This is a genomic window from Streptomyces sp. CNQ085 (assembly GCF_022614595.1).
Taxonomy (GTDB): Bacteria; Actinomycetota; Actinomycetes; order Streptomycetales; family Streptomycetaceae; genus Streptomyces.
In genome coordinates, this window is sequence record NZ_JAJFAU010000001.1 from 41,652 (window position 1) to 56,516 (window position 14,865).

Annotated in this window: 16 protein-coding genes and 2 pseudogenes; 11 read left to right on the top strand and 7 right to left on the bottom strand. The window is 73.5% G+C overall.

All coding sequences use genetic code 11. The features are described from left to right. Positions 1–6: 6 nt before the first annotated feature. Positions 7–756 (bottom strand): MBL fold metallo-hydrolase, encoded by a 750-nt coding sequence (locus LJ221_RS00215; protein WP_241712574.1) that lies wholly within the window; start codon positions 754–756, stop codon positions 7–9. 98 nt (positions 757–854) lie between these two features. Between LJ221_RS00215 and LJ221_RS00220 the strand changes: the two genes are divergently transcribed. Together LJ221_RS00220 and LJ221_RS00225 are read left to right on the top strand one after the other, a co-directional pair. Next, entirely contained in the window at positions 855–1,565 is a 711-nt protein-coding gene (locus LJ221_RS00220; RefSeq protein WP_241712731.1) for a ribonuclease H, read from the top strand. 147 nt (positions 1,566–1,712) lie between these two features. Then, positions 1,713–1,864 (top strand): annotated as a pseudogene (locus tag LJ221_RS00225) (lamin tail domain-containing protein); the annotation flags it as partial. A 75-nt stretch (positions 1,865–1,939) separates the two neighbouring features. Here the strand turns inward: LJ221_RS00225 and LJ221_RS00230 are convergent. Together LJ221_RS00230 and LJ221_RS00235 are read right to left on the bottom strand one after the other, a co-directional pair. Then, positions 1,940–2,614: a CAP domain-containing protein gene (locus LJ221_RS00230; protein ID WP_241712576.1), complete on the bottom strand. Its 675-nt coding sequence runs from the start codon at positions 2,612–2,614 to the stop codon at positions 1,940–1,942. A 751-nt stretch (positions 2,615–3,365) separates the two neighbouring features. Continuing rightward, positions 3,366–4,256: an NAD(P)-dependent oxidoreductase gene (locus tag LJ221_RS00235; protein WP_241712578.1), complete on the bottom strand. Its 891-nt coding sequence runs from the start codon at positions 4,254–4,256 to the stop codon at positions 3,366–3,368. Between the two features lie 242 nt (positions 4,257–4,498). Between LJ221_RS00235 and LJ221_RS00240 the strand changes: the two genes are divergently transcribed. Together LJ221_RS00240 and LJ221_RS00245 are read left to right on the top strand one after the other, a co-directional pair. Next, entirely contained in the window at positions 4,499–5,095 is a 597-nt protein-coding gene (locus tag LJ221_RS00240) for a TetR/AcrR family transcriptional regulator (protein WP_241712581.1), read from the top strand. A gap of 108 nt (positions 5,096–5,203) precedes the next feature. Further along, positions 5,204–6,607 (top strand): FAD-dependent oxidoreductase, encoded by a 1,404-nt coding sequence (locus LJ221_RS00245; RefSeq protein ID WP_241712583.1) that lies wholly within the window; start codon positions 5,204–5,206, stop codon positions 6,605–6,607. A gap of 22 nt (positions 6,608–6,629) precedes the next feature. Here the strand turns inward: LJ221_RS00245 and LJ221_RS00250 are convergent, their stop codons facing one another. Next, positions 6,630–6,854, bottom strand: a complete 225-nt coding sequence (locus tag LJ221_RS00250; protein ID WP_241712585.1) for a hypothetical protein — start codon at positions 6,852–6,854, stop codon at positions 6,630–6,632. A 153-nt stretch (positions 6,855–7,007) separates the two neighbouring features. Between LJ221_RS00250 and LJ221_RS00255 the strand changes: the two genes are divergently transcribed. Together LJ221_RS00255 and LJ221_RS00260 are read left to right on the top strand one after the other, a co-directional pair. Further along, entirely contained in the window at positions 7,008–7,892 is an 885-nt protein-coding gene (locus tag LJ221_RS00255; protein ID WP_241712587.1) for a septum formation family protein, read from the top strand. 198 nt (positions 7,893–8,090) lie between these two features. Then, on the top strand, positions 8,091–8,660 hold the full coding sequence (locus tag LJ221_RS00260; protein WP_241712589.1) for a snapalysin family zinc-dependent metalloprotease: 570 nt from the start codon (positions 8,091–8,093) through the stop codon (positions 8,658–8,660). A gap of 126 nt (positions 8,661–8,786) precedes the next feature. On the opposite strand, the gene LJ221_RS00265 is transcribed toward LJ221_RS00260, so the two are convergent. Continuing rightward, a complete protein-coding gene (locus LJ221_RS00265) occupies positions 8,787–9,101 on the bottom strand; it encodes a hypothetical protein (protein WP_241712591.1) in 315 nt (104 codons plus the stop codon). 359 nt (positions 9,102–9,460) lie between these two features. Between LJ221_RS00265 and LJ221_RS00270 the strand changes: the two genes are divergently transcribed. The 5 genes from LJ221_RS00270 to recX all read left to right on the top strand — a co-directional run bounded on the left by LJ221_RS00270 (position 9,461) and on the right by recX (position 12,516). Then, entirely contained in the window at positions 9,461–10,399 is a 939-nt protein-coding gene (locus LJ221_RS00270) for an ATP-binding protein (RefSeq protein ID WP_241712593.1), read from the top strand. Next, positions 10,396–10,527, top strand: a complete 132-nt coding sequence (locus tag LJ221_RS23350) for a hypothetical protein (protein ID WP_302851924.1) — start codon at positions 10,396–10,398, stop codon at positions 10,525–10,527. The genes LJ221_RS00270 and LJ221_RS23350 overlap by 4 nt, the downstream gene beginning before the upstream one ends. A gap of 5 nt (positions 10,528–10,532) precedes the next feature. After that, positions 10,533–10,742, top strand: a complete 210-nt coding sequence (locus tag LJ221_RS00275) for a hypothetical protein (protein ID WP_241712595.1) — start codon at positions 10,533–10,535, stop codon at positions 10,740–10,742. 112 nt (positions 10,743–10,854) lie between these two features. After that, the gene (gene recA / locus LJ221_RS00280; protein ID WP_241712597.1) at positions 10,855–11,982 is read left to right on the top strand and encodes a recombinase RecA; all 1,128 of its coding nucleotides are present in this window, start codon (positions 10,855–10,857) and stop codon (positions 11,980–11,982) included. A gap of 3 nt (positions 11,983–11,985) precedes the next feature. Further along, the gene (gene recX, locus LJ221_RS00285; RefSeq protein ID WP_241712599.1) at positions 11,986–12,516 is read left to right on the top strand and encodes a recombination regulator RecX; all 531 of its coding nucleotides are present in this window, start codon (positions 11,986–11,988) and stop codon (positions 12,514–12,516) included. A gap of 82 nt (positions 12,517–12,598) precedes the next feature. Here the strand turns inward: recX and LJ221_RS00290 are convergent. Continuing rightward, positions 12,599–13,169: pseudogene (locus tag LJ221_RS00290) on the bottom strand (MFS transporter); the annotation flags it as partial. A 119-nt stretch (positions 13,170–13,288) separates the two neighbouring features. Then, a complete protein-coding gene (locus LJ221_RS00295) occupies positions 13,289–14,863 on the bottom strand; it encodes an FAD-dependent monooxygenase (RefSeq protein WP_241712602.1) in 1,575 nt (524 codons plus the stop codon). Positions 14,864–14,865: the final 2 nt, after the last annotated feature.

Sequence of the window (14,865 nt, forward strand, 5' to 3'; positions counted from 1 at the left end):
AAGGGATCAGCCGACCTGTTCGCGCGCGTGCTCCACCGCGGCACCGACCGGGCCGCGGTGCACCGGCCCGTGGCCGGGGAGCAGGACCTCCGCCCCGGTGGCCGCCAGGGTGGAGAGCGAGTCCAGCGCGCGGCCGCGGTCGTGGTGGAACATACGGGGCAGCAGTTGGGGCCCCCGGCGGCCGGAGGTGGGGTGCCCGCTGACGAGGGCGTCGCCGGTGACCAGGATCCCCCTGTCCGGCAGGTGATAGGCGCAGTGGCCGTCGGTGTGGCCCGGAGTGTGGACGGGCACCGGGCGCCCGGGCACATCGAGCGGGCCGCCGGACGGGAACTCCCGCGGCTCGGCGACCGGGGTCTCCTTCTTCCCGCCGGACCGCAGCGCGTGCACGGCCCAGGGCAGGACGCCGGGACGCCATCCGTTGGCGGCGATCTGCCCCACGGAGACCTGCTGGAGGAAGTCCCGGCGGGCGTGGGGCACTTCCTCCCGGTGGGCCAGGACGGGGACCTCGTACTCCGTGCGCAGGTACTCGGCCGAGCCGATGTGGTCGCTGTGGGCGTGCGTGACCAGTACCGCCGTCACCGCCGACGGCTCGGCGCCGACGGCGCGGAGCGAGGCGAGCACCAGCTCGCGGTCCCCGGGATACCCGGTGTCCACCAGCGTCACCGCGTCGCCGTCCTGGACGATCACCCAGTTGGTGTTGCTGCCCGTGACCAGGTGGACGCCCGTCTCGACCTGGAACATCTCCGGTGTGCGCATCGCTTCTCCTCCCGACTCCCCGGCAGGGTACGACGTGATCGGGAGGAGGGTCCGGGCCGGTGACCGCGACCGCGGCGGGAGGATGGCAGGATCACAGGGTGGTGGAACGGATCATCGCCGCATGCGACGGCGCGTCGAAGGGAAACCCCGGGCCCGCGGCCTGGGCATGGGTCATCGCCGGTACGGACGGCGACGCTGAACGCTGGGAGGCCGGTCCGCTGGGCAGGGCGACCAACAACGTGGCGGAGCTGACCGCGCTGGAGAGACTGCTGGAGGTCCTGGACCCGGCCGTACCGGCACAGGTGCGGATGGACTCCCAGTACGCGATGAAGGCGGTCACCACCTGGCTGCCGGGCTGGCGACGCAGGGGCTGGAAGACCTCGGCCGGCACACCGGTGGCCAACCGGGACCTGGTGGTGCGCATCGACGAACTGCTGGCCGGGCGGGAGGTGGAGTTCGTCCACACCCCGGCCCACCGGGCGGACGGCGACCGGCTCAACGACGCCGCCGACCGCGCCGCGAGCCACAGCGCGCGCACCCAGCGGCCGATCGGCTCCGCGGCGGGGGACGACCTGCCCCCGCCCGAACCCGCCACCGCCCCCGCCGGTGGACGCCCCCCCCGCCGGGAGGGGGCGAAGCCGGCGCGGAAGGCCGGGGCACCGGACCGCTCCTCCGGGAGGCCGCTCAAGGCACGCTTCCCGGGCCGTTGCCGCTGCGGCCGGCCGTACGCGAAGGGCGAGACGATCGCGAAGAACCCCGACGGCTGGGGCCACCCCTCCTGCGCCGCCACCGGATCAGGCGGGGCGTGACGCCGAGGGGACGGCGAGGAAGACGGTAGCGGGCCGCGCCGGGGCGGCGGCAGGCGGAGAAGCCTGTTTACGGTGCAACCATCAGGTTCCGTCGCAAGTCCTTCACGCGCGGCGCGAATTCCGCACGACGTGGAGGAGGAAACTCCCCTGCGTAAGCGCCCGGTCATAGCCGTGGCCGCCGCAGTCGGCACCCTGGCGTCCTCACCGCAGTTCCGGCCCGGGCCGCCGGGTACCGCTCGGCGCTGAAGGTCCGCGGTGTCCGGTACGACGCGCCCGGCCGGGACTCCAACAGATGCTCCCTTCTCCGGGGCGGGGGCGGCCCACGGACCCGCACCGCCCGACAGGGCGGGTCAGGGGCCCCGGTACGGCCCGCCCTATCGGGCCGTACCGAAGGCCTGGGTCCAGTAGTGGCCGGGCTGGGCCAGGCCGACGCCGATCTCCTCGAACGAGCAGTTGAGGATGTTGCGCCTGTGGCCGGGGCTGGACATCCAGCCGTCCATCACGCTCTCGGGGGTCTGGTAGCCGTGGGCGACGTTCTCGCCGTAGGCCCGCCACTGGTAGCCGGCCCGCTCGATCCGGTCTCCGGGGCCGGAGCCGTCGGAGCCGGTGTGGGACATGTTCCGGTGGCCGGCCATGTCCTTGCTGTGCGCCCGGGCGGCCTCGGTCAGCTTCTCGTTCACCTTCAGGGGTGCGCACCCGGCCTTGGCGCGCTCGCTGTTGACGAGTTCCACGACGCGGGCCGCCGCGTCGTCGGCCGGGGTGGGTGTGGTGGGAGCGGAAGGCGCGGCCGGGGCGGAGGTGTCGGGGGCCGGGGAGGCGCTCGGGGGAGTGGCGGGCGTCCGGGTCCTCTCCGCCACGGGCCGCGAGGTCGGCCTGGAGGCCGGCGACCGGTCCTCGTAGGATCGGTTCTGCCACGAGTAGGAGCGGCCGTCGGCCGTCGCCGGCCGGTCCACGCAGGCAAGGGCCACGGTGGGCACTCCCAGGGCGGTCACGGCGAGGGCCGCGACGGATATCTTCCGGTAGCGCCTCGTTCTGCGGTGCTTGTTCATATGTGACCCCAATCGTCGGATCGCGGATCCCCCCGGGATGTGGACGACCCGCACAGCGCCCGCGTCCGGGCCGCGGGAACGCGGTGCGGGCCGTCATTGTCGGGACGGCCCGACGAGCGGGGCAACGAGCCTCGGTACTATGCCGGGTCGTAGGTCCCCGCGTCCCTTGCGAGCGGCACGGAGCCATGCCGGGGCGGGTGCCGGGGCGCGCGGCGGCGCCGTGTCGCCCCGTCAGGAGCCCCCCCCGTGCGGCCGTGTGCGGAGGAGCGCTCGAGGCGGGGCGGGGCCCGTCGAACCGGGCGTGCGGTATGACCGTTTCGAGTGGGACGGGTCCTCTATGTCCTTCGGGCGTCGTCTACTACCCGGCAGACGTAGTACCGATATGCGCTGTGATGTATGTCATGGAGCTGGCGGGCGTCCGGCGTGTTCGCGCACTCCGCCGGCCGGCCCGTCGGCGGTCTGCGGGCGGTGGCGGGGAAGGGGTGGCCGGGGCGGTCCGCGAGGCCCTGTGTACCGCGGTTCGCGGTCCGTGCGTCCGACAGCGCTCCGCTCGGGTGCGGTGGCCGCCCATCGGATGAGGGGCCGCGACCGCCGTCTGGTCGACGCCCGCGGCCAGGCCGCGATCGGCCGGGCGGAGGTGACCCTCGGGCTGCGGACCGGCCGGCCGCGGGAGAAGCTGGCAACCGTCCCCGAACCGGTGGCGGCGGCCGCCGACGGCTTCCGCGCTGAAGCCCGCCCGCTCCGGTGGGCGTCAGGAGGCGGGCCGCCGGCCGTGGTCGGTCCTGGCCTCGAGGGCGTGCAGGACGGCCACCATGTCGCGGTCGCCGTGCCCCAGGGCGACCGTCTCGCCGAAGAGGGCGTGGCAGACGTCCAGCAGGGGAGAGGCCAGACAGGCCTCGCGGGCGGCCTCGAAGATCAGCCGGTTGTTCCTCAGGACGTCCAGGGCGGCGGCCTGGACGCCGAAGTCGCGCGCCAGCAGTTTGGGCGCCTTCATGCGGGAGACGCCGCTGGCCATCGGGCCGGCGTCGAGCACCTCCAGGAACAGCCGCCGGTCCAGGCCGTGGCGGTCGGCGAAGTGGAACGCCTCGGTGAACCCGGTGACCATGGTGATCAGGAACAGGTTCACCGAGAGCTTCATCAGCAGCGCGTTCGGAGCTGGCCCGCACACGAACACCTCCCGGCACATCGGCCGCAGCAGCGGGCGCACCGACTCCACGGCCGCCGGCTCCCCGGCCGCCATCGCCACCAACTGCCCCGACTCGGCGGGCACCCGGGAGCCGGAGACGGGGGCCTCGACGTAACCGCCGCCGGCCGCGCGGACATCGGCCTCCAGCCCCCGCGAGTAGTGGGGTGAGGTCGTGCCCATGTGCACGACCGTGCGTCCGGCGACGTGCTGGGCGAAGTCCGGTTCGCCGCGGCCCAGTACGGCGTCGGTCGCCGCCTCGTCGGCCAGCATCAGGAAGACGGTGCCGGCGCGCTCGAAGACCTCGCGGGGGTTCGCGGCCACCTCCGCCCCGGCCGCACGCAGCGGCTCGCTCCTGGCCGCGGTGCGGTTCCAGACGGTCGGCGCCATGCCGGCGCGGGCCAGGTTGAGGGCCATGGGCTGCCCCATGACGCCGAGGCCGATGAAACCCACGTCCACGCTGTGCCGCCCTTCCGGCCGGAGGCCCCCGGCCTCCGGCCCGGCGGGTTCCGCCGGGCCCGCTGCTTGTGACGGTCGTCATAGTAGCGGCCGTTATGACGTGTGTCATAGTGCGGGCGCGGCCGGGGCGGAGGGCGCGGGTCCCTCCCCGTACCGGCGGCGTTCGGGGCGACGCCGATAAGCTGGTCGGACCGGCGGGGCGAGGGTCGCCCACCCGGTTCGCCAGGGGGCGGAGGTCGGCGATGACGGTTTCCCGGCGGGGTCCGCGCGAGCGGATGGTCTTCAGCGCGGCCCAGCTCATCCGGCGCGACGGAGTCGCCGCGACCGGCCTGCGCGACATCGTCGCGCACGCGCGGGCCCCGAGGGGGTCGCTGCGGCACTACTTCCCGGACGGCAAGGAGCAGCTCGTCAACGAGGCCGTGGGATGGGCGGGCCGTTACGCGGCCAAGCGCGTGGCCCGGTTCCTGGGCGAGACGCCCGAGCCGTCGCCGAGCCGTCTGTTCGAGGCGATGGTGCGCCAGTGGACCGACGAGTACCGGTCGGCCGGGTTCGCCACGGGCTGCCCCGTCGTCGCCGCCACGGTGGACCGTGCCGGCTCAGCCGAGTCCACCAGGCAGGCGGCCGCCGCCGCGTTCGCCGCCTGGAACCGCCCGGTGGCGCAGGCGCTGACGGATATGGGTGTGCCGGCCGACCGGGCGGCCTCGCTGGCGACGCTGATGATCAGTGCCCTGGAGGGGGCGATCGTGATCGCCAGGGCCGAGCGCGACACGCGGGCTCTCGAGACCGTGGCACGGGAACTCGGCCCCCTCCTCGACGCGGGTGTCGCTCCGCGGAACTGACGCCCGCGGCGGCGCCGAGGGGACCAGCGGCGGCGATAGCGGGGCATAACGTGGGCATACGGAGACCGGGGCCGGCGTGTGCCCGGTACGGCGAAGGGAGCTCACACCATGGCGACCGCGCAGCGCATGGTGGTCATCGGAGGCAACGCGGCGGGTATGTCGGCCGCCTCACAGGCACGCAGGCTGAAGCGGCCCGGGGAACTGGAGATCGTCGCCCTCGAACGGGGTGGCTACGCGTCCTACTCCGCCTGCGGCATCCCCTACTGGGTGGGCGGTGACGTCGCGTCCGCCGGCGAGCTGATCGCACGGACTCCCGAGGAGCACCGCGAGCGGGGCATTGACCTGCGGCTGCACACCGAGGTCACCGAGCTCGACCCGGACGGCTGCCGCGTCCGGGTCCGCGACGGCGGCGACGGCGGCGGTCCCGGGAAGTGGCTGGGCTACGACCACCTGGTCATCGCCACCGGGGCCCGCCCCCTGCGCCCCGCCCTGCCGGGCATCGACGCGCCGGGTGTGCACGGTGTGCAGACCATGGACGACGGCAGAGCCCTGCTGGAGGCCCTGGAGAAGGCCGAGGCGGCACGCGCACCGCGGCGCGCGGTGGTGGTCGGCGCCGGCTACATCGGCGTGGAGATGGCCGAGGCGCTGGTCCGCCGTGGTTACCGGGTCACGGTGCTGGACCGGGCCGAGGAGCCAATGACCACACTGGACCCCGACATGGGGCGGCTGGTGCGCGAGGCGATGTGCCGCATGGGCATCGAGACGGTCACCGAGGCCGCCGTCACCGCCGTCCGCACCGGTGAGGACGGCCGGGTGCGAGCGGTCGCCACCGAGGAGGCCGAGTACGAGGCCGAGCTGGTGATCCTCGGGCTGGGCGTGCGGCCCGAGACCGGGCTCGCAGGCGGGGCGGGACTGCCGCTGGGCGGGTCCGGCGGCCTGCTCACCGACCTGGCGATGCGGGTGCGGGGGCGGGAGAACGTCTGGGCGGGCGGCGACTGCGTCGAGGTCCTCGACCTCGTCTCCGGCCGCGACCGTCACATCGCGCTGGGCACGCACGCCAACAAGCACGGCCAGGTCATCGGCACCAACGTGGGCGGCGGTTACGCCACCTTCCCCGGAGTCGTCGGCACGGCCGTCAGCAGGATCTGCGACCTGGAGATCGCCCGCACCGGCCTGCTGGAGAGCCAGGCCCGGTCCGCGGGGCTGCGGTTCGTGACCGTGACGATCGAGTCGACCAGCCGCGCCGGCTACTACCCGGGCGCCGCGCCGATGCGTGTGAAGATGCTCGCCGAACACCGCACGGGCCGTCTGCTGGGCGTGCAGATCGTCGGACGCGAGGGCGCGGGCAAACGCGTGGACGTGGCAGCGGTCGCCCTGTCCGCGTCGATGACGGTCGAGCAGATGACCTTCCTGGACCTGGGCTACGCCCCGCCGTTCTCCCCGCTGTGGGATCCGGTGCTGGTGGCGGCCCGGAAGGCGACCGCGGCAGTGCGCCGGGCCGGTACGCACTGACGGGCCGGAGCCGGTGCGACGGTCAGGCCGGTTGCCGTGCGAAGAGTTCCGGATGGCCGCACTTCGGACAGCGGTAGGCGTCGATCTGCCGCCGGGGGCGGCCCATGCGCTTGGCGCCACCGAACACGCCGCGCTCCAGCGGCCCGGCGATCCAGCGGGCGTATCCCCGGGAGTTGTCCCCCGAGTCCTCGACGAATCCCGGCTCCAGGCCGGTCGTGCCGCACTGGGTGCACTTCGCGGTGTCCACGGCAGGAGTCTATCGAGCCGTTGTGGAGTCCGGCCGGCCCCGCCGCCGGCGGGCTTCCGCTCCTGCCGGGGAGTCCTCTGTGTACGCGCTTGTCATGACAGCGACATAAGATGCACGCGCCGTTCATGAATTTTCCCAGAGGATGTACATGTCATGACAACCTGTGCGTCGTTCCGCTCCCGCCGCGGCATATCCGCCGCCGTCGCCCTGCTCGCGATCGGGGCCGCGGGGTGCTCCGACATCGTCGACAGTGCCGAGAACGGTGCGACGAAGGTGGCCCGTCAGCGGTCGGTTTTCTCGCTGTCCACCGGAGACTGCTACAACCCCAACAGCGAGAAGACCGAGGGCGAGGCGCTCGCCGTCGAGCTCGTGCCGTGCGACGAACCGCACCGGGGCCAGGTCGTCGGCGAGTTCGACATCGAGGAGAAGGGGGAGTTCCCCGGCGACGAGGCGGTCACGTCGGTCGCCGACGAGCGCTGCCCGGCCGAGGCGGGTGAGTTCGCCCCGGACGCCTGGGCGCTGCCCGAGGGGGTCGGTCTCTCCTACTACACGCCCACCGCGGAGAGCTGGGCCACCGGCGACCGCGCCGTGAGCTGCACCTACACCAAGGAGTCGGGTGAGTTCACCGGCTCGCTGAAGGCCGGCGCCAAGTCGCTGAAACCGGGTCAGAAGACCTATCTCGACGGTGCGAACGCCGTCTACGACGCCCTGTGGGCGAACCAGCCCACCGCGGAAAGTGTCGAGGAGGACCTCGAGGGCTACAAGGCGCAGGCGGACGCCGTCGCCACCGCCCTCGACGCGCACCTGGACGGTCTGCGGGGCATGGAGGGCACGGAGACCGGCAGGCTCCGGGCCCGGCTGGAGAAGGCCGCCGGTCACTGGAGGGGCGCCGCGAAGGCGGGTGACGCCGACGCGTTCTACACCTCCTACGACCCCGCCTTCACCGGTCTGGACCCCAGCGGCACGGTCGCCGCCCGCAAGGAGCTCGGTCTGGCCACCACCGTCCCGGCCGAGGACGCGGAGGTCTGGGCGAGCTGACCCCCCGCCGGCCCCGCACGCCCGGGTGGTGGCGCCGGTCACGGCGGCCGGCCCGCCATCCGGACGGGCGGGGGTTCTGCGGGCGCCGGCCCGGGGAGGGGGCGATCACGCCGATTGACGGATTGGGGTGCGCCGCGGCTGGGCAGGGAGCTTGCAGCGTGTCATGAGCACGCTCAACCCCCCACAAGGAGGACGACCATGCACGTCCGCACACTCGCCCGCGGCCTCACCGCGGCCCTGGCGGCCACCTTCGCGCTGGCCGGCGGCCCGGCCGCCGCCGCGCCGGCCGCTCCCGCCGCCGAGGACCGTGCCCTCGCCCCGCGGATCATCACCTACGACGCCGGTGGGGCGGCGGAGTTCAAAGCCGCGGTCGACCGCGGCGCGGCGATCTGGAACGAGAGTGTCGACGCCGTCGAGCTGCGGCCGGTGGCGGCCGGACAGCGTGCCAACATCCGGGTCCTCGCCGACAACGGCTGGCCCCGCGCCTACACCTACTCGCTGGGCAACGGTGTCGTGTACATCGGCCGGCAGGCCGTCGACCAGGGCTACAACACCGTTCGCATCTCCTCCCACGAGCTGGGCCACATCCTGGGACTGCCGGACCGCAAGCCCGGTCCCTGCTCGAGCCTGATGTCCGGTTCGAGCGCCGGGACCGGGTGCACGAACCCCTACCCGAACGCGGCGGAGAGGGCGGAGGTCGAGAGTGACTTCGGCGGTGCGTTCACCCGGCAGGCCGGGGCGCCGCTCAGTGTGGTGACCGTGGACTGACGCACGGCGCAGGGGCGCCCCGCCCCGGCGCCGTCGCGGTCGGGAGGGTCCCGGAGCGCGGCCGTGAACGCCCGCTCCGGGACCCTCCGTCCCCACCGGTGCGCCGGGGCGGGGCGCCGTGCCCGGTCAGCGGTCGCCGTGGCGGATCAGGGAGCGGACCATGCGGCAGGTCGCCCCGGAGGGCGGGTGGACGCCGATCCGCTCAGCCGTGGCGCGGATCCTGCGGTCGGTGGCCTGCTCCGGGCGGTGGACGCCGGTGTCGAGCAGGGCTATGGCCAGTCGCATGGCCTTCAGGCGGCGGTTGTGCGAGACGTACCACTCGCGGGGTCGGCCGGCCGGGAGCGGTTTCTTCGGCAGGGTGGTCAGGGTCGTCAGCGCAGTGGTGGCGGGTGGGATCGGAGCCTTCGAACGGTGCTTGGCGGCGAGCGCGGCAGAGGCCATCGGCTTCCTCCTGAGGTGGTCGTCCGGCCGTCTCGATCTACCTTCGATTTTACCGTGATCCGCTGACAAAAGACCTGGTCAATGGGGGAGCGGTGGGCTCCGGAGCGCCGTGTTCGCGGGCCGCGCGGCACCCTGCGGGGCGGTGGTGGCCCGGGCTTCGGAGCGAGCGGGCCCCTCGTTCGATAAGTGTTGATTTGTCGACAATGCGCGCCCGTCCTGTGAGTCAGGACAAGTTTCGAACGTGGATTCGAACTCAAGCTTCGGCCGCGCGGGTGCACGTCCCGTCGGGCCGGGACCGCGTCCCGCCACCCGGCGAGCCCACCCCGAACCGCCGTCGAACGCGCCAGAGGAGAAACGGCGTGAACACCCTCGTCTTCACCCCAGCCACCAAGGAACAGGCCAAGGCCCGCATCGCGCTCACCGGGCCGACCGGATCGGGCAAGACCTACACCGCACTCGTCACCGGCACCGCGATCGGTGAGCGGGTGGCCCTCGTCGACACCGAGCACGGCAGCGCCTCCAAGTACGCCGACGAGTTCGCCTTCGACACCCTCCAGCTCACCTCGTTCGAGCCCACCGGGCTCATCGACGTCCTCGCGGTCGCCGCCCATGAGGGCTACGACACCGTGATCGTCGACTCGCTCTCGCACTTCTGGTCCGGCGCGGGCGGCGTGCTCGAACAGGTCGACAACGCCGCCAAGCGCTACGGGACGGGCAGCAGCTTCGCCGCCTGGAAGGAGACCCGCCCGATGGAGCGGGCGATGATCGACGCCCTGCTCGCCTACCCCGGACACCTCATCGTCACCATGCGCACCAAGACCGAGTACGTGGTGGAGACCGACGACCGCGGGCGCAAGGTGCCGCGCAAGGTCGGGCTCAAGCCCGAGCAGCGGGAGGGCATCGAGTACGAGTTCGACGTGGTCGGCGACCTCGACCACGAGAACACCCTGGTGATCTCCAAATCCCGGGCGAAGTCACTGTCCGGACTGGTGATCCGCAAACCGGGCACGGAGTTCGCCGACTCCGTCCTCGACTGGCTCAACGCGGGCAGGCCCACCCCGAGCGCGTCGGACTACCGCGCCACCGCCACCGCCCCGGACACCATCTACGAGGACCTCCGTGCCCTCTACGAGGAGGCCCGCCGGCACAACCTGCTCGCCGCCGCCGTCCTGGACCCGGCGGGGAAGCCCACCACACTGGGCGACCTCATCGTGCGCCGCGGGACCGGGGCGAGGAGGGAGGCCGGGAGGACCGGGGAGGCCCGGAAGGAGACCGAGCGGAAAGCCGTGGCGGCATGAACCTCAAGGAGCACGCGACCAGGGTCGCCGTCCTCAAGGCGCTGCGCGACGCGGTGGAGGAGCAGTACCAGGCCACCCGCCGCGAGTCCTCGACGAACTGCGCGCGGCCCGTGAGGAGTACGCGCTGAAGTCGATGCGGGTGACCCTGCGGGACGGCACGCCCATCGCCACCATCACGCTCATCGATCCCAGACCGGAGGTCGTGGTCGCCGACGAGGACGCCCTGCGGTTCGCCAGTGCGGCGGTCGCCAGGGGCCCGCGTACGGGCGTCCCCGCCGGCGGCCCGCCCGGCCGGGAGAACGACGAGCGGCACCCACCCAGGGAGAGCGAACTCCCCTTCTGACCGCGGCGGTCTATCGCGAGACCGCGCACCAGGCGCCGGTCGGCGGACGGCCGCGGCCGGCGTACCGAGCCGTCCGCCGCGTCGGCGCGACCCGACCCACCGAGGTGGACCAGTGAAAGAACAGGACCGTGAGAAGGCGCTCGACGCCGCGCTCGCACAGATTGAACGGCAGTTCGGCAAGGGCGCGGTGATGCGCCTGGGTGAGCGGCCGAACGAGCCCGTCGAGGTGATCCCGACCGGGTCGACCGCTCTGGACGTGGCGCTGGGTGTGGGCGGTCTGCCGCGCGGCCGGGTGGTGGAGGTCTACGGGCCGGAGTCCTCCGGCAAGACCACGCTGACCCTGCACGCGGTGGCCAACGCCCAGCGGATGGGGGGCACGGTCGCCTTCGTCGACGCCGAGCACGCGCTGGACCCGGAGTACGCCAAGCGGCTGGGGGTGGACGTGGACTCCCTGATCCTGTCCCAGCCCGACAACGGCGAGCAGGCGCTGGAGATCACCGACATGCTCATCCGGTCCGGGGCGCTGGATCTGATCGTGATCGACTCGGTGGCCGCCCTGGTGCCGCGTGCGGAGATCGAGGGTGAGATGGGCGACTCCCATGTGGGTCTGCAGGCGCGGCTGATGAGCCAGGCGCTGCGCAAGATCACCGGTGCGCTCAGCCAGTCCAGGACCACCGCGATCTTCATCAACCAGCTCCGCGAGAAGGTCGGGGTGATGTTCGGGTCGCCGGAGACGACCACCGGTGGGCGGGCGCTGAAGTTCTACGCCTCGGTGCGGCTGGACATCCGCCGGATCGAGACGCTCAAGGACGGCACCGAGGCGGTGGGCAACCGCACCCGGGTGAAGGTGGTCAAGAACAAGGTGGCGCCGCCGTTCAAGCAGGCGGAGTTCGACATCCTCTACGGGGTGGGGATCAGCCGGGAGGGCGGGCTGATCGACATGGGGGTGGAGCACGGCTTCATCCGCAAGTCGGGTGCCTGGTACACCTACGAGGGCGATCAGCTGGGGCAGGGCAAGGAGAACGCCCGCAACTTCCTGCGTGACAATCCGGATCTGGCCGACGAGATCGAGAAGAAGATCAAGGAGAAGCTCGGCACCGGGGCGAAGGCCGAGGCCCCCGGGAGCGAGCCGGACGCGGCCGGAGCCGAGGCCGCCGCCCCGGCCGCGGCGGCGAAGACGGTGCCCGTGCCGGCGACGCGTGCCAAGGCGGTCAAGAGCACCGCAGCGGCCAAGAGCTGAGCCGTGGCGGGACGTCAGGGGGAGCCGTCGGCAGACCCGGAGGAGCGGGCGAGGGCGATCTGCCTGCGCCTGCTCACCGGAACGCCGCGCACTCGCGGGCAGCTCGCCGACGCACTGCGCAAGCGGGAGATCCCCGATGACATCGCCGAGTCGGTGCTCTCCCGGCTGGAGGAGGTCGGGCTGATCGACGACGCGGCGTTCGCCGACGCCTGGGTGGAGTCCCGTCACCATGGCCGGGGCCTCGCCCGCCGGGCCCTCGCCCGGGAACTGCGGCACAAGGGCGTGGAAACCGAGCTGATCGGCCACGCGGTGGAGCAGCTGGACCAGGAGCAGGAGGAGCGGACCGCCCGAGCCCTGGTGGAGCGCAAGCTCCGTGCCACCAAAGGCCTGGAGCGCGACAGGCGGCTGCGTCGGCTCGCCGGGATGCTGGCACGCAAGGGCTACCCCGAAGGACTCGCCCTCAGGGTCGTGAGGGAGGCGCTGGAAGCGGAAGGGGAGGACGTGGAGGAGTATCCGCTGTACGGCGCGGACTGAAGCAGGCTCTCGGGGCGGCACCCGCGGACCCGCTTCGGGAGGGAACCGGGCGGCAGGGGAGGACGGCGCCGTTTCAGGGAGCGGCCACCGGGGCCGAGACGGATCCGGTTCCATCGGGCGCGCCCGTCAGATCGGCGGAGCGCCCCGGTGCCAGCAGCTCGACGGCGGCCAGGGCGGTCCCCGCCGCCGCGGCGCTCAACAACACACGGCGGACCAGGGAATTGCCCGCTCCCAGCCGCAGACCGCCCAGCACGGTGGTCGGCACGTTCCGCACCACCTCCCGTGTCGACGTACCAGGCCTCGGCGGGGCCACTGGCCAGCGCGCGACCCGCCCCCCCCATCAGGACCACGGCCAGGGCGAGGGCCCACACGGCGGTGCCCAGCGCCAGCAATGTCATGGCAGCTGTGTTGAGCACCCCCGCGGCCGCCAGCACGGTGCGGCGGCCGATGACGTCGGACAGGCCGCCGGTGGGGAGCTCCAGCGCGGTGACGGTCAGCGAGTGCAGGGCGAAGAGTCCGGCGACGGCGGTCAGGCTCATGCCGCGCTCGCCCAGCAGCAGCACCTGAGCGGGCAGGACGAGACCGACGGGGAGCCAGAAGAGAAAGGTGACGGTGGTGAAGCGGCGCCGTGCGGTTCCGGGATCCGGGAGCAGGGTCACCACGCACCGCCCGGTTCCCGGAGCCGCCGCCGAACCGGGCAGCAGGAGGGCGCCCTCGTATCCGGTGCCGGTGGTCCGGGCGCCGCGGTGGCGGGCGGGGAAGCGGCGCCGGCTCAGTCGCGGTCCACCGCACCGGCGGCGTCCCCGGCCAGGAGGGCGCCGCGCACCCCGTCCACACAGGCGCGCAACTCACCGGTCCGGGCGCCGGGCAGCGCGGTCACCAGATGCCCGTCCGGGCGGATCACCAGGGCGGTATGGGCGACCGCGCCCGGATAGCCCTCGGCCACCAGCAGCTCCGCGGGCACTGGCAGCCGCTCCACCACGGCGGCCAGCTCCGGCATCAGCCCGGCCGACAGCCAGTGGCGGCTGTCCCACACACGGGTGCCGGGCGCGACCAGCAGTACCAGCAGATCACCGCCCAGCCGCTCCCACAGCCGCCCCCGCGTCCCGTCCAGAGCCGTCACCGGCACGTCCCGCACGGGCGATCCCGGCTCGGTCCCGACCGCGAGTGCTCCGGGAACGGCGTCCTGCCCGGGCGCCAGCGGCGAATACCCGTAGCACGGGGGCGCGCCCAGCGGCCCCTGCCCCAGATGCCCGTCCGTCAGCAGCTCCAGGTGCCCCCGTGAGGCGCCGGACAGCAGGGTGCGCAGCCCCCCGCCCCCGCGTACCAGAGGCAGCGCCTGGTCGAGGGCGCGCAGCCGGGCCCTCATCGCGCCGCGGCGCTCGGCCTCGTAGCTGTCGAGCAGCTCCGCAGGCGCCTGGCCGCGCAGGCACAGCGCCAGCTTCCAGGCCAGATTGGCCGCGTCCCGCAGTCCCTCGTCGACCGGCTGGCTGCCCAGTGCCCCCAGCAGGTGCGCCGCGTCCCCGGCCAGGAAGGCCCGGCCAGAGCGCCAGTGCCTTGCCAGCCGCTGGTGGGCGATGTGCACGCCGGTGTCCAGCAGTTCGTAGGGGGGCGGGGTGTCCTCGCACCATGCGGCCAGGGTGTCGCGTATCCGGGCCAGCAGCGCGTCAGGGGTGACCAGGTCGCCGCGCGGCGGCAGCAGCCAGTCCAGGCGCCACACACCGTTGGGCAGCGGACGCGCCACCACCTCGCTCTCACCGCCGGGCACATCGCGGTGCAGCAGCGCCTCGCCGTCCCAGGGCAGTTCCACGCGCAGGGCCGCCACCGCGTGCCGCTCGACGGAGGTACGTCCGGGGAAGCGGATCTCCAGCAGCTTGCGCACCGTGGAGCGGGCGCCGTCGCAGCCCACCAGATAACTGCCGCGCCACCGCACACCGGGGGAGCCGGGAGCGCCGCGGGTGTGCGCCGACACCCCGCGCTCGTCCTGCTCCAGCTCGTCCAGGCGGGCCCCGGTGACGATCTCGGCCAGCGGATCGCGTTCCAGCGCGGCCCGCATGCCCCGTTCCAGCGCGTACTGCTGTATGTGCACCGGCGAGGTCCGGACGTCCAACTCGACCCGCCGCACCGGCTGCCGCCGCCGCTCGGTGCGCCACGCCGCCCACCGGGCGCCGCCCAGCGCCGCCGCGTACGCCGCCGTGTCCTGCCGCAGGACACAGGTACGCGCCGTGCGCTGCTCCACCTCGCCGTCACCGCCGTCCAGCACCACCGACGGCACACCGTGGCGCGAGAGCGCCAGCGCCAGCGCCAGCCCGACAGGCCCCGCGCCGACAACGATCACCGGGTCCACGA

Excerpts from the sequence above, each read along its gene's own strand:
- LJ221_RS00245 (WP_241712583.1), top strand. The coding sequence starts at position 5,204 with ATGGCGACCGCGCAGCGCATGGTGGTCATCGGAGGCAACGCGGCGGGT.
- LJ221_RS00275 (WP_241712595.1), top strand. The coding sequence starts at position 10,533 with ATGCGGGTGACCCTGCGGGACGGCACGCCCATCGCCACCATCACGCTC.
- LJ221_RS23350 (WP_302851924.1), top strand. The coding sequence starts at position 10,396 with ATGAACCTCAAGGAGCACGCGACCAGGGTCGCCGTCCTCAAGGCGCTG.
- LJ221_RS00260 (WP_241712589.1), top strand. The coding sequence starts at position 8,091 with ATGCACGTCCGCACACTCGCCCGCGGCCTCACCGCGGCCCTGGCGGCC.
- LJ221_RS00255 (WP_241712587.1), top strand. The coding sequence starts at position 7,008 with ATGACAACCTGTGCGTCGTTCCGCTCCCGCCGCGGCATATCCGCCGCC.
- LJ221_RS00215 (WP_241712574.1), bottom strand. The coding sequence starts at position 756 with ATGCGCACACCGGAGATGTTCCAGGTCGAGACGGGCGTCCACCTGGTC.
- LJ221_RS00265 (WP_241712591.1), bottom strand. The coding sequence starts at position 9,101 with ATGGCCTCTGCCGCGCTCGCCGCCAAGCACCGTTCGAAGGCTCCGATC.
- LJ221_RS00240 (WP_241712581.1), top strand. The coding sequence starts at position 4,499 with ATGACGGTTTCCCGGCGGGGTCCGCGCGAGCGGATGGTCTTCAGCGCG.
- LJ221_RS00230 (WP_241712576.1), bottom strand. The coding sequence starts at position 2,614 with ATGAACAAGCACCGCAGAACGAGGCGCTACCGGAAGATATCCGTCGCG.